Genomic DNA, 13155 nt, shown 5'->3' on the forward strand with positions numbered 1-13155 from the left:
TGGCATCTGCCTGATCCTGCGACATACGGCGGGACATCGGATGTCCTATCCCGGATGACCCATGGCCGCTCAAGACGCGAACCCTGACGTCGGTCATACGGGACGAGTTCGATGGAATGCTGTCGAGCCGGGCTGCCCGCTGCTACCCGGCCGCTCGCCTGAGCCTGCGGAACACAACCCCCCGCGTCCCTGCGTGGACGCTCCCGACGCCGACCCGATTTTACTTTCGGTCCTTCGCGTTATCCTCCCCCGGCGTAAAGGCCCGCACTCGCCAGCGGGCAAAGTCGTATGCGCTAGAAGCGCTCGTCGCGCATCCGCAACTCGCCGGTAACGCCCGTCGCCAGCACCAGATTGCCGAGATAGAACAAGGGCCAGGCCACCATGGCCAGCACTGCGCTGCCGCCTGCCGACGCGATCTCCAGCACCACGCCTGCAACGATCAGCGCAGCGCCGAGCCCCACGCGGGAACGAGGGAACGTGCTGATCCACGCCGATGCCGCCATGCCGCCAAGCGCAAGCCCCAGGAACAGGGGCACGCCCACGCCCGCACGGTCGGCCGCAAAGAAGCACAGCAGCGGCGTTCCAAGGGTCAGCGCCAGTGCTGCTACGCGCCTGCCGTTGTCCATCACTGACCGGCGATGCATCAGGAACATGGCAAGTCCGATCAGGAAGGCCACCAACATCGCGTTCAGCCCGATCACAGGCAGATCGTACCACAGCGCGGTTCCGACCGCCTCAAGCGCCAGCATTCCTGCCAGCGAACGGGTGTCGCTGCCCCGGTGGCGCAGCACCGCATAGACCGCCAGCAAGGCCAGCGGCGCGCCTTTCAGCACGATGAGATAGAGCCCCGGCAAAGTCCCGCCACGCAGCCAGACCCACGCAACGGCCAGTACAATGCTTGCCAGCAGCCAGGGGCGACGTTCGATCAGGGCGCGATGCGGCATGGGAACTCCTTGGGTCGAACCCGTGCCATGACAGATAGCGCAGGGGTTTTCCATCGCCGCCAGACAGTATAGTCGGCCTTCCATGACGACCCATCAGATCCACATCATTGGCGGCGGCCTCGCCGGAAGCGAAGCCGCATGGCAACTCGGCCGCCGCGGCTTCAAGGTGCGCCTTTCGGAAATGCGCGGAACCGGGCCTGACTGGGCAGGCGAACGCAGCCCGGCCCATCAGGGCGACGGCCTTGCCGAGCTGGTCTGTTCCAACTCCTTCCGCTCCGATGATCACGAAAAGAACGCGGTCGGCCTGCTTCACCACGAGATGCGTGCCTGCGATTCGCTGATCATGGGGGCCGCCGCCAAGGCGCAAGTGCCCGCCGGTACCGCGCTGGCGGTTGACCGCGAGATCTTCTCTGCCGAAGTCGAAGCGCGACTTTCCGCCCTTCCCAACGTCGAGATCGTGCGCGAACGGATTGATGCCCTGCCCACGGACGCTCCCGTCATAGTCGCCACCGGCCCGCTGACCGCAGAAGCGCTGGCAGGCTCGATCGGCAAGGCGACCGGGGCCGACAGCCTCGCCTTCTTCGACGCCATCGCCCCCATCGTCTACCGCGAAACGATCAACATGGACGTGTGCTGGATGGCTTCGCGCTGGGATAAGGGCGAGACGAAAGACTACATCAACTGCCCGATGACCAAGGAGCAGTATCTCACCTTCCACGCTGCCCTGTTGGCTGGCGAAAAAACCGCGTTCAAGGAGTGGGAGGAGAACACCCCCTATTTCGACGGCTGCATGCCGATCGAGGTCATGGCGGAGCGCGGCGTCGAAACCCTGCGCTTCGGCCCGATGAAGCCAGTGGGTCTCGACAATCCGCACTGGGCAACGCCGGAGCATCCCAACGGTCGCTGGCCCTATGCCGTCGTGCAGCTGCGGCAGGACAACAATCTCGGCACGATCTGGAACATGGTCGGCTTCCAGACCAAGCTCAAGCACGCCGAGCAGGTTCGCCTGTTCCGCACGATCCCGGGGCTTGAGAATGCGGAGTTCGCGCGCCTTGGCGGGCTGCATCGCAACACCTTCCTCAATTCGCCAGTCCTGCTGGATCGCACCCTGCGGCTCAAGACCGCGCCCAATGTGCGCTTCGCCGGGCAGATCACCGGCTGCGAAGGCTATGTTGAGAGTGCCGCGGTGGGTCTGATGGCCGGGCTCATGGCCTCGGCCGAGCTGGCCGGCCGCGAATGGCAGGCCCCGCCACGTACCACGGCGCTGGGCGCCCTGCTCTCGCACATCACCGGCGATGCAGAGGCGGAAACCTATCAGCCGATGAACGTGAACTTCGGCCTTTTCCCGCCGCTGCACGATGTTCGCAAGAAGCAGCGCAAGGAAGCCTACACCGCACGGGCGAAGGAAGAGATCACGCCCTGGCTGGACAGCGTCGCGATCTGAGGCCGGTCAACACGAACACTTCGCCCTGGGTTTGGGCGGCGGCGCGGTCTTGCGAAATTCCGCAGGCGTGAGAAAACCGTCCCGGTCGCCGTCCGAACCATCGAACTTGTCGACAGTGGCGACAGCCCATTCCTCGAACGTCAGCAGATTGTTGCCGTCCTTGTCGAGCTTGCGAAAGCCGTCGGCACGCGTGGAAAGCATTTCGGCACGCGAGATGCGGCCATCGCGGTCACGGTCGTAACGGCCGAAGCGGCGCTGTTCGCGGCTGAGTTCAGTGGCGTCGGGCAATTCGGGGCCGACCATGTCGCCCGCATCCGCGCTGGGCAAGGTCGCCGGTTCGGTTGCCATCGGCAATGGCGGCGGGGCGGCAGCCTCCACCTCGGCCCGGCCCTGCCACCAGAACAGGCTCAGCTCCATCAGTACGAGGACGGCGAAGCCGCCGAGCAGGAAACGATTCATCGCAAGGCACCCATGACCCGGCGATCCTAGAACCGACAGTGGCGGCTGCGGAAATTACAACTTTGCAATCAAAACCCCAGCAAGCCCAGGCGCATCGCCTTGAGCATGGCAGCGGGCGAAGTGGCGCCGGATTCGTCGCCCTTTTCAAGCCGACGGGCGGCAAGTCCGTGCAGCACCATGAGCGGACGCAGTGAACGTGACACGCGCGCCCCGCTGCTGGCGGCGGCCATTTCTCGCACCGTTTCGCGCTCGCTGGCGTGGCCAAGCCTCATCGCCAGATCGTTGAGCGCCCAGGCGCGGCCAAGCTTCAGCGCGGCTTGGCGCTCCTCACCTCGCCCAAGTGCGTCGGCTAGTGCGGCGAAGGCTTCGCCACGCCCGCGCGCCATCGTGTCCAGCGCGGTTTTAGGCAGCGGTGCGGCCCCCGTCATGGCTTCCCAGCCATCCACCAGCGCCACAAGGCCGCCGTGATGCCCCTTCCAGCTTTTCAGGAGCGCCAGCAGCGGCTCGCCATCGGGCCACTGATCAGCGGACTGGCCCAGGGATTCACGCCACCATGCCAGACGCAGCTGCGCCATCATCGGCTCACGCGAATGCCGCAGCAGATGGGCAAGGCGGGCATCGAGAGCCAGCAGCGCCAGCGTCTGTTCACGCGCGGCCTTGGGCGCATAGACCAGCGCCAGTCGCGAGATCGTAGGCAGCGACTGGACGAGGATATCCTCGTTCGATGCGGAAACGGGGGGAGTTTGGGAGTCGGTCACGCGGCTCTCCCTAGAGCATTTTCCAATCAGGTGTAATCACCTGACGGTTCGGAAAATGCGGCTCTCCCTAAAGGCGGTGGCAGGACGAGCTGGAACCCCAAACGCGACACGGGCGACAGTGCCAAAACACTGCCGCCCGCGCATCATCTCCAGGCGATCGGCCTTCGAGATTACTTGTAGGTGACCTTCTTTACCGCCGCGATGATGCGGTCAGCGTCGATGATCGCCAGCTTTTCGAGGTTCGCAGCATAAGGTAGCGGCACGTCTTCATTGCACACGCGCACGACCGGGGCATCGAGGTTGTCGAAGCCTTCCTCCATGCAGATGGCGATGATTTCCGACGCGATCGAGCAGACCGGGAAGCCTTCTTCGGCAACGACCATGCGGTTGGTCTTGGCAAGGCTGGCGAGCACCGTTTCTTTGTCAAGCGGACGCAGGGTACGAAGATCGATGACTTCGGCGTCGATACCCTCTTCAGCCAGCTTTTCAGCGGCTTCGAGGGCAAGGCCGACGCCGATCGAGTACGACACGATCGTCACGTCCTTGCCTTCGCGCATGATGCGGGCCTTGCCGATCGGCAGGACATGGTCGTCCAGTTCCGGCAGCTCGAACGACCGACCGTAGACCAGTTCGTTCTCAAGGAACACGACCGGATCTTCCGAACGGATTGCTGCCTTGAGCAGCCCCTTCGCGTCCGAAGCGTCGTAAGGCGCGATGACGACGAGGCCGGGGACGTTGGCGTACCACGGACCGTAGTTCTGCGAGTGCTGCGCGCCGACGCGCGAAGCCGCACCGTTGGGGCCACGGAACACGACCGGGCAGCGCATCTGGCCGCCGGACATGTAGTTGGTCTTGGCAGCCGAGTTGATGATGTGGTCGATCGCCTGCATGGCGAAGTTGAACGTCATGAACTCGATGACCGGACGCAAGCCGCCCATGGCGGCGCCGGTGCCGATGCCGGCGAAACCGTACTCGGTGATCGGCGTATCGATGACGCGGGTAGGACCGAACTCTTCGAGCAGCCCCTGGGTCACCTTGTAGGCGCCCTGATACTCGGCCACTTCCTCGCCCATCACGAAGACGCGGTCGTCGCGGCGCATTTCCTCGGCCATCGCATCGCGCAGGGCTTCGCGAACGGTCGAGGTCTTCATGTTGGTGCCACGGGGCAGTTCGGGGTCGCGCGCGGTCTTGAGGTCGCTGGCGAGGTTGGCCGTGCCGCTTTCGGCAGGCTTCTTCTCGTCCGACTTCGGAGCTTCTTCGGTCGTCTCGGCAGCCTTGGGTGCCTCGACGGCGGAGACGTCTTCGCCCTCGCCCGCCAGCATTGCAATCACGGTGCCGACCTTCACGCCTTCGGTGCCTTCGGCCACGAGAATCTTGCCGACGGTGCCTTCATCGATGGATTCGAATTCCATCGTAGCCTTGTCGGTTTCGATTTCAGCGAGGATGGTGCCCGAGGAAACCTCGTCGCCTTCCTTCACCAGCCACTTGGCCAGCTTACCCTCTTCCATGGTCGGCGAGAGAGCGGGCATCTTCAGTTCGATAGCCATCTCAGTAGCTCTCCACCAGGACGTCGGTATACAGTTCGGGCGCGCTCGGCTCCGGCGAGTTTTCGGCGAAGTCTGCGGACTCGGCGACTTGCGCGCGGATGCGCTTGTCGACTTCCTTGAGCGCTTCCTCGGTTACGCCCATGGCCAGCAATTCTGCCTTGGCGTGATCGATCGGATCGCGCTTTTCCCGCACGCCCTGCACTTCCTCACGGCTACGGTACTTCGCGGGGTCAGACATCGAGTGACCACGATAACGGTACGTGTTCAGTTCCATGAGGACCGGGCCATTGCCGGCGCGCACGTATTCCAGCGCCAGTTCGGCCGACTTGCGGACTTCGAGCACGTCCATGCCGTCCACCGACATACCGGGAATGCGGAACGCGGTGCCGCGGCGGTGGAAATGCGTTTCAGCCGAACCGCGCTTCACAGCGGTACCCATGGCGTAGCCGTTGTTCTCGATCACGAAGATGATCGGCAGCTTCCACAGAGCCGCCATGTTGAAGCTCTCGTAGACCTGGCCCTGGTTGGCCGCACCGTCACCGAAATAAGCCATCGCGACGCCGCCGTCTTCACGATACTTGTGCGCGAAGGCAAGACCCGCACCCAGCGAGACCTGCGCTCCGACGATGCCATGACCGCCGTAGAAGCGATGCTCCACGGAGAACATGTGCATCGAGCCGCCCTTGCCCTTCGAGATGCCGGCTTCACGACCGGTCAGCTCGGCCATGATGACCTTGGGGTCGATGCCGTAGGCAAGCATGTGGCCATGATCGCGGTAGCCGGTGATGACCGAGTCCTTGCTCCCATCGAGAGCAGACTGCAGACCCACTGCGACAGCTTCCTGACCGATATAGAGATGGCAGAAGCCACCGATCAGGCCAAGACCGTACAGCTGGCCCGCCTTTTCCTCGAAACGGCGGATGAGCAGCATCTGCTCATAGAAATGCAGAAGCTCTTCCTTGGAAGGCTTGTAGCGCTTGTCCGCGTCCAGGGCTTCCTGGAGGCTGTGCAGCGCGAAATCCTCTTCTACGGCAGCTGCTTCGGCTACCGGTGTCTTTGCTTTGGGCAACGGGTGCTCCCCATCGTTGGTGCGATCGTTTCAGTCAGGGCGGTATAGAAAGGACGCAGCCAAAGCGAAAGCGCCGAGGCTCGAAAACGGCCCTCGAACGTGGACTTTTTTGCAACGAGATTTGCAAAATATGGCACAGTGCACCTCTCCAAACGGAGAGAACGCGCAAATCCTCAGGGGAGTTGCATCACCATCTCGTCGGGACGTGCTACGTTGAGGTGACTGCGAACCAGTTCGCCGGCAAGATCGGGGTCCATATGCTTGGGATCGATCAGCGCGACGCGATTCTTGAGGCGGTCGCGGTCGCCCTTCAAGTCGACAAGCTGCTTTTCGCGCAGTTCGAGCAGTCGCTGGTTTTCACCCCAGGCCAGAACGCCGCTGGGTCCGGCAACACACCACAATGCCATCAGTACGAGCAGCGCAAGGGCAAGCCCCCGCACAAGACGTTCCTTGGCTATGTTAGTGTCCTGTCGCACGGTCCGCATGGGTTGCTTGAATCACAAGTGAATCGGGGTTGCAAGCGCAATCTCTAAAGGATTCCTGCGGTTTGCGACAGGTGGAGGAGAATTGCTCGAAACACTTCGGCAAAGTTTGATGTTGATAAGTTTTGCGGACGGTAAAACGCAACCTTTATGGCCTTGGGCAGTTCGCGCGCTGCAGCGTTCGACCAAGATTCCTTTCCTTACTCCATGTTCCGCTTTGCCTCCGAGCCTGCTAGGCGCCCTCCCATGTTGAGCATTCGCGATATCACCGTGCGCCTCGGCGGCCGCACCATCCTCGACGGCGCTTCAGCCACGCTGCCGCAAAACGGCAAGATTGGCCTGATCGGGCGTAACGGCGCGGGCAAGTCCACCCTGGTCAAGACGATCATCGGCGAGCTCGATCCCGACGGCGGCTCCGTCGAGATGCCACGTCGCGCGCGCCTGGGCTATATTGCGCAGGAAGCACCCAGCGGTCGGCGCACGCCGTTCGAGGCCGTGGTCGAGGCGGATACGGAGCGGACAGCCCTTCTCGCCGAAGCAGAGACCTGCACCGACCCTGATCGCCTCGGGGACGTGCATGAGCGGCTGATCGCGATCGATGCCTACACTGCCCCCGCCCGCGCTGCCCGCATCCTGGTCGGGCTCGGCTTCGACGAGGAAATGCAGAGCCGGCCGCTCGACAGCTTCTCCGGCGGCTGGAAGATGCGCGTGGCCCTGGCCGCGCTGCTGTTCTCCGAGCCTGACGTGATGCTGCTCGACGAACCGTCGAACCACCTCGACCTTGAAGCGACGCTGTGGCTTGAGAATTTCCTCAAGAGTTATCCGCGCACCCTGCTGGTGATCAGCCACGAACGTGATCTGCTGAACACTGTGGTCGACCACATCCTGCATCTGCAGCAGGGTAAGCTGACGCTTTATCCGGGCGACTACGACAGCTTCGAGCGCATCCGCGCCGAACGTGCAGCGCAGGCAGCAGCGGCAAGGGCCAATCAGGAAGCGCAGAAGAAGAAGCTGGCAGATTACGTTGCCCGCAACTCTGCCCGCGCATCGACGGCGAAGCAGGCGCAGTCACGCGCCAAGATGCTGGCCAAGATGCAACCGATCGCGGCCATGGCCGAAGACAGCTCGCTCAGCTTTGCGTTCCCCAGTCCTGACGAATTGCGCCCGCCGCTGATCACGCTGGACCTTGCCGCCGTGGGATACGAACCCGACAAGCCGATTCTCAAGCGGCTGAACCTGCGTATCGATCCGGAAGACCGCATCGCCCTGCTGGGCCGCAATGGCAACGGCAAGACCACGCTCGCCCGCCTGTTGGCACGGCAGCTGGAGCCCATGGAAGGCGCGATCAACTTCTCGCCCAAGATCCGGATCGGCTACTTCACGCAGTATCAGGTGGAGGAACTGCCCGCGGATTCGACCCCGCTCGAACTGATGACGCGGGCGATGGAGGGCAAGCCGCCCCTTGCAGTACGCGGACAGCTCGGTCGCTTCGGCTTCTCGGGTGATCGCGCCACGGCCGAAACACGCACCCTTTCGGGAGGTGAGCGCGCCCGCCTTGCCCTGGCACTGGTGACGCGCGACGCGCCGCACATGCTCATCCTCGACGAGCCGACCAACCACCTGGACGTCGATGCGCGCGAAGCACTTGTGCAGGCGCTGAATGACTTCGAGGGTGCGGTGATCCTCGTCAGTCATGACCGCCACATGGTCGAACTGGCGGCGGACCGACTGGTACTGGTCGATGGCGGCACGGCGGCCAACTACGATGGATCGATGGAAGATTACATCGACTTCGTGCTCGGCCGTAACCAGCCCAAGGCAGAAGTCGCCACCAAGGCTGGCGATGCCCCAGCCAAGAAGTCCGGTGCCATCGCGCGCGAAGAACTCAAGGCGCTGCGCAAACGGGTGACCGTTGCCGAAACGCGTATGAAACGGGCACAAGCCGAAGTGGATGCGCTCATCGATGCGCTGGCGGACCCCTCTGCCGCGAAGGGCGACCTCAAGGGGCTGGCGATCGGCGCGCTGGGCAAGCGCCACGGCACCGCCGCCGAAGCGCTCGAACAGGCCGAGATGGAATGGCTGGAAGTCCATGAAGAACTTGAAGCCCTGATGGGTCGGGGCGCTTCGTGAGGATCGGGGCATGAGCGTCGCGTTCCGTCGCGACGGGGACGAAGAGCACCTTGAGCCCAAGTTCGAGGTGCCGATCCCGCCGGGCCCGAACCTCGTCACCGTGCGAGGTCGCGAACTGATCCTCGAAAAAGTCTCGCAGCTGGAAGCGCAGGTCGCCGCGTTGACCGAAGAGACCGCGCTTACCGGGGCCAAACGCGATCTGCGCTATTGGCAGGCACGGCTCGACACCGCGCAAGTGCAGCCGATCCCCGAAGACAGCACTGTCCGCTTCGGCAGTCGCGTACGCTTCATGCTGGGCAACAAGTTGCGCGAAATCGTGATCGTCGGCCACGACGAAGCGGATCCGGCCCAAGACCGGCTGGCTTTCGTCGCTCCGCTGGCAAAAGCGCTGCTAGGTGCAGAGGTTGGCGATTTCGTGGATTTCAACGGACGTGAAGAGGCGATCGAAGTGCTGGAAATCGGCGCGCCCTGATTTCGGTTCGGAAACGAGCGGCGTACGCCGCTCTCCCGGCCAGAAGGAAATTATCGCACCCAGTCTTTCTCGGGAATGCCAAGCAAGCGCAGCACGCTGGTCAGATCACCGCGATCGATCCAGCCATTGGACGCTGCTCGTGCCTTGGGCTTGGCATGGTAGGCGATACCGTAAGTCGCCGTTTCCAGCATCGGGATATCATTCGCGCCGTCGCCGGTGGCCAAGCTCGCCACGCCCTCGCCCGCAGCCTCAAGTTCGGCCAGCAGCGTCGCTTTCTTCACTGACGAATCGACGATGCCGCCGACCAGTCCGCCCGTCAGCTTGCCGTCTGCCACTTCAAGACGGTTGCCTACGACATGCTCGAAACCCAACTGCGCCGCCACGGGATCGGCGAAGTGATGGAAGCCCCCGGTGACCAGAACCGTTCGGCAGCCCAGCTTCTTGAGCGTTTCCACCAGTACCTTGGCGCCGGGCATCGGCCGGATGCGGGTGGCGAGGCATTCGTCGATCGCGGTGGTAGACAACCCCTTGAGCAGCCCCACGCGTTCGCGAAGAGCTTGCTCGAAATCGAGTTCACCCTGCATGGCGCGTTCAGTAATTTCGGCGATCCGCTCTTTCAGGCCCGCGAAATCGCCCAGTTCATCGATGCACTCCTGCCCGATCATGGTCGAATCCATGTCGGAAATAAACACCCGCGGCACCACCGGCTCATCAGCGGTAACGAGGCCGTCCGTCTTACCGAAATGCGAATCCAGCGCCGAACGCAGGACCTGAACATCATCGTCGGGCGAATCGATCTGCATCGTTGCTCCGCAAAATTCGAGCATCGTGGCATCTGCGATCCGCACACCGCCAGCGGCCATTTGCTCTTTCGCGGCTTCGAGACTGGTCGAAAGATGGTCCGGTTCTGCTATCAGGCGAGCTATGAGCACTGCGAATTTCCTTGATGCACCATATGATATCTCAGCCGGAGACCGGCCGCCGCTGGCGCTCATCGCAGGGCCGACCGCCAGCGGCAAGAGCGATTGTGCCGTGGCGCTGGCGCAAGAGCTTGAACGTCGGGGGCGCCGGGCGGTGGTGGTCAATGCCGACAGTTCCCAAGTCTACGCCGACCTGACGATCCTCAGCGCCCGCCCTACCGAAGAAGATATGGGAGGCATCGAGCATCGGCTGTTCGGGGCCTGGGACGGTGCCCAGAGCTGCTCCGCCGCCGACTGGGCGCGCGCTGCAGCAAGCACGATTGCGGACATACATAATCATGACGCGGTGCCGATCCTCGTCGGTGGAACCGGGCTTTACATCCGCACCTTGCTTGACGGGATAGCCCCCGTCCCGCCCATCGATCCCACGGTCCGCGAGGGGGTCCGCACCCTGCCCGTCGCCGAGGCTTACGCAGCGCTCCAGCAAGAAGATCCCGAACGGGCATCGCGCTTGGCGCCTGCAGACACCACTCGCATCGCCAGAGCATTGGAAGTCATCCGATCCACCGGCCATGGACTTGCGTACTGGCAGCAGAAGACGAGCGGCGGGATCGGGGACGCAGTAGCCCTACACCCCGCGATCCTCCTGCCGGAACGCAAGTGGCTCTATGCACGTTGCAACCTGCGTTTCGAACGCATGATCCAGCGAGGGGCACTTGCCGAAGTTGAGGCTCTTGTGACCCGCGCACTCGATCCTGACTTGCCGGTGATGCGCGCTATCGGCGTGCCTGAACTGCGCGGCGCGATCCAGGGTGAATGCGATCTGGAAGCGGCCATTACCCGAGGCGCGCAGGCTACCCGCAACTACGCCAAGCGGCAATTCACATGGCTCAGGCACCAACCCCCGGCCCATTGGCCACGGCTTGAATTTGAAAATTACAACTCAACCGCCGTGAATGATATTTTATTGCGTTTTCCGGGTTGACCTCACATATCCACATGCCTAGAGGCCGATCCTACCTGCTGATGGAAGTTATGCAGGGAGGAGAGGAGACGACCCGGTGCGCCCAGACCGACGTGCCGGGTCGGATTCATTAAGGGGGCAGCCGGGACTGCCGGTGCTCCCACCGAACCGATTTACTAAGGCCTCACGTGGTCATCTTGAAGGAATGTGTTGTGACTGAAGAGCGCAGCGGCGCGAGCATCCTGGTCGAAAGCCTGGTCAAGCAGGGAGTCGAATTCGTATTCGGCTATCCCGGCGGCGCCGTGCTCCCGATCTACGATGCCCTTTTCGGTGACGAGCGACTTCGCCACATTCTTGTACGCCACGAAGCCGGTGCAGCCCATGCCGCTGAAGGTTATGCACGTTCGACCGGTAAGCCCGGTGTCGTGCTTGTCACCTCCGGCCCCGGTGCGACCAACGCAATCACCGGCATTGCCGACGCGTTCCTCGATTCGATTCCGCTGGTCATTATCACTGGCCAGGTTCCGACCGGGCTGATCGGATCGGACGCGTTCCAGGAAGCCGATACCGTCGGAATTTCGCGCCACTGCACCAAGCACAATTATTTGGTCAAGGATCCGGCTGACCTTGCCGCCATCGTTGATGAAGCGTTCCAGATTGCGACCACCGGCCGTCCCGGCCCGGTGCTGATCGACATCCCGAAAGATGTCCAGATCGCCATGGCGACGTGGAACGACGGTCCGATCCAACGCCATCAGCGCTACAATCCCCGCACCGAGGGTACCTCTGAAGAGATTACCCGTGCGGTCGAGATGCTGGCGAATGCCAAGGCTCCGGTCTTCTACACGGGTGGCGGCGTCATCAACGCGGGCCCGCGCGCAACCGCGCTGTTGCGCGAACTGCAGGCGAAGACCGGCGCACCGGTCACTTCGACACTGATGGGCCTTGGCGCGTTCCCGGCAGACCACGCCGACTGGCTTGGCATGCTTGGCATGCACGGCACGTTCGAAGCCAATATGGCGATGAATCAAGCGGATTTGATCCTGTGCATCGGCGCGCGCTTCGACGACCGCGTGACCGGCCGGCTCGATGCCTTCGCGCCGAATTCGGAAAAGATCCATATCGATATCGACCGTGCATCGATCAACAAGACGGTGCAGGTTGACCTGCCGATCATCGGTGACTGCGCCGTCGTGCTCGACCAGATGCTCACCGAATGGGGCACCCGTAAGGGGCAGGATCTGACGGAGTGGAAAGCCCGCGTGGACGGCTGGCGTGAGCGCAAGAGCCTTGCCTATCCGTCGAATGCGCAGGCGATCATGCCGCAACTGGCGATCGAACGCCTTTACGAGCTGACCAAGTCCAAGGACCCTGTCGTCTCTACCGAGGTTGGCCAGCACCAGATGTGGGCGGCGCAATACTTCCCGTTCTTCAGCCCCAACAAGTGGCTGACTTCGGGCGGGCTCGGCACCATGGGCTACGGTCTGCCTGCCGCCATCGGCGCGCAATGCGGCAACCCGGACAGCCTCGTCATCGACATCGCGGGCGACGCCTCGATTCAGATGAACATTCAGGAACTGGGCACCGCCACGCAGTATCGCCTGCCGGTGAAGGTCTTCATCCTCAACAACGAGTGGATGGGCATGGTGCGCCAGTGGCAGGAACTGACCTACGAAAGCCGCTATTCGAACTCCTATTCGGACAGCCTGCCGGACTTCGTGAAGCTGGCCGAGGCCTATGGCTGGAAGGGTATCCGTATCGAGAACGAAAGCGAGCTCGACGCGGGCATTCAGGCGATGATCGACCATCCCGGCCCGGTCATCGTGGACTGCCTTGTCCACAAGGAAACGAACTGCTTCCCGATGATCCCCTCGGGCGCGGCGCATACCGACATGATCCTCTACGGCGATACCGTCGCCGGCACGATGGACGACGAAGCCAAAGCGCTGGTCTGAGGACAAGAGAC

General features: G+C 62.9%; 12 protein-coding genes. 5 read left to right on the plus strand and 7 right to left on the minus strand.

Annotated features, from left to right (window positions below; genetic code table 11):
• Nucleotides 1-293: 293 nt before the first annotated feature.
• Nucleotides 294-944, minus strand: coding sequence for a hypothetical protein (locus tag A8V01_RS09210; RefSeq protein ID WP_103095560.1), 651 nt, complete (start codon nt 942-944; stop codon nt 294-296).
• 82 nt (nt 945-1026) lie between these two features.
• Between A8V01_RS09210 and trmFO the strand changes: the two genes are divergently transcribed.
• The gene (gene trmFO / locus A8V01_RS09215; protein WP_103095561.1) at nt 1027-2388 is read left to right on the plus strand and encodes a methylenetetrahydrofolate--tRNA-(uracil(54)-C(5))-methyltransferase (FADH(2)-oxidizing) TrmFO; all 1362 of its coding nucleotides are present in this window, start codon (nt 1027-1029) and stop codon (nt 2386-2388) included.
• A 6-nt stretch (nt 2389-2394) separates the two neighbouring features.
• Here trmFO and A8V01_RS09220 read toward each other — a convergent pair whose 3' ends face one another.
• The 5 genes from A8V01_RS09220 to A8V01_RS09240 form a co-directional block, all read right to left on the minus strand.
• Entirely contained in the window at nt 2395-2847 is a 453-nt protein-coding gene (locus A8V01_RS09220; RefSeq protein WP_103095562.1) for an EF-hand domain-containing protein, read from the minus strand.
• Between the two features lie 68 nt (nt 2848-2915).
• Nucleotides 2916-3605, minus strand: coding sequence for a hypothetical protein (locus A8V01_RS09225; protein ID WP_103095563.1), 690 nt, complete (start codon nt 3603-3605; stop codon nt 2916-2918).
• A gap of 170 nt (nt 3606-3775) precedes the next feature.
• Nucleotides 3776-5152: a pyruvate dehydrogenase complex E1 component subunit beta gene (locus A8V01_RS09230; RefSeq protein WP_103095564.1), complete on the minus strand. Its 1377-nt coding sequence runs from the start codon at nt 5150-5152 to the stop codon at nt 3776-3778.
• A 1-nt stretch (nt 5153) separates the two neighbouring features.
• Entirely contained in the window at nt 5154-6221 is a 1068-nt protein-coding gene (pdhA, locus tag A8V01_RS09235) for a pyruvate dehydrogenase (acetyl-transferring) E1 component subunit alpha (protein ID WP_103095565.1), read from the minus strand.
• A 173-nt stretch (nt 6222-6394) separates the two neighbouring features.
• Complete coding sequence (locus A8V01_RS09240) at nt 6395-6706, minus strand: FtsB family cell division protein (RefSeq protein ID WP_103095566.1); 312 nt, start codon at nt 6704-6706, stop codon at nt 6395-6397.
• Nucleotides 6707-6949: 243 nt separating this feature from the next.
• Here A8V01_RS09240 and A8V01_RS09245 point away from each other — a divergent pair, with 243 nt between their 5' ends.
• Nucleotides 6950-8833, plus strand: coding sequence for an ABC-F family ATP-binding cassette domain-containing protein (locus tag A8V01_RS09245; protein WP_103095567.1), 1884 nt, complete (start codon nt 6950-6952; stop codon nt 8831-8833).
• 10 nt (nt 8834-8843) lie between these two features.
• Entirely contained in the window at nt 8844-9305 is a 462-nt protein-coding gene (locus A8V01_RS09250) for a GreA/GreB family elongation factor (protein ID WP_103095568.1), read from the plus strand.
• 50 nt (nt 9306-9355) lie between these two features.
• On the opposite strand, the gene serB is transcribed toward A8V01_RS09250, so the two are convergent.
• Entirely contained in the window at nt 9356-10237 is an 882-nt protein-coding gene (serB, locus tag A8V01_RS09255; protein ID WP_103095794.1) for a phosphoserine phosphatase SerB, read from the minus strand.
• On the opposite strand from serB, the gene miaA reads away from it, so the two are divergent.
• Complete coding sequence (gene miaA, locus A8V01_RS09260; protein WP_103095795.1) at nt 10230-11210, plus strand: tRNA (adenosine(37)-N6)-dimethylallyltransferase MiaA; 981 nt, start codon at nt 10230-10232, stop codon at nt 11208-11210. The genes serB and miaA overlap by 8 nt on opposite strands.
• 191 nt (nt 11211-11401) lie before the next feature.
• Nucleotides 11402-13144: a biosynthetic-type acetolactate synthase large subunit gene (gene ilvB, locus A8V01_RS09265; RefSeq protein WP_103095796.1), complete on the plus strand. Its 1743-nt coding sequence runs from the start codon at nt 11402-11404 to the stop codon at nt 13142-13144.
• The last annotated feature ends 11 nt before the right edge of the window (nt 13145-13155 follow it).

Source organism: Novosphingobium guangzhouense, from assembly GCF_002896965.1.
Taxonomy (GTDB): domain Bacteria; phylum Pseudomonadota; class Alphaproteobacteria; order Sphingomonadales; family Sphingomonadaceae; genus Novosphingobium; species Novosphingobium guangzhouense.

Excerpts from the sequence above, each read along its gene's own strand:
- A8V01_RS09210 (WP_103095560.1), bottom strand. The coding sequence starts at position 944 with ATGCCGCATCGCGCCCTGATCGAACGTCGCCCCTGGCTGCTGGCAAGC.
- trmFO (WP_103095561.1), top strand. The coding sequence starts at position 1,027 with ATGACGACCCATCAGATCCACATCATTGGCGGCGGCCTCGCCGGAAGC.
- A8V01_RS09220 (WP_103095562.1), bottom strand. The coding sequence starts at position 2,847 with ATGAATCGTTTCCTGCTCGGCGGCTTCGCCGTCCTCGTACTGATGGAG.
- A8V01_RS09230 (WP_103095564.1), bottom strand. The coding sequence starts at position 5,152 with ATGGCTATCGAACTGAAGATGCCCGCTCTCTCGCCGACCATGGAAGAG.
- A8V01_RS09240 (WP_103095566.1), bottom strand. The coding sequence starts at position 6,706 with ATGCGGACCGTGCGACAGGACACTAACATAGCCAAGGAACGTCTTGTG.
- A8V01_RS09245 (WP_103095567.1), top strand. The coding sequence starts at position 6,950 with ATGTTGAGCATTCGCGATATCACCGTGCGCCTCGGCGGCCGCACCATC.
- A8V01_RS09250 (WP_103095568.1), top strand. The coding sequence starts at position 8,844 with ATGAGCGTCGCGTTCCGTCGCGACGGGGACGAAGAGCACCTTGAGCCC.
- miaA (WP_103095795.1), top strand. The coding sequence starts at position 10,230 with ATGAGCACTGCGAATTTCCTTGATGCACCATATGATATCTCAGCCGGA.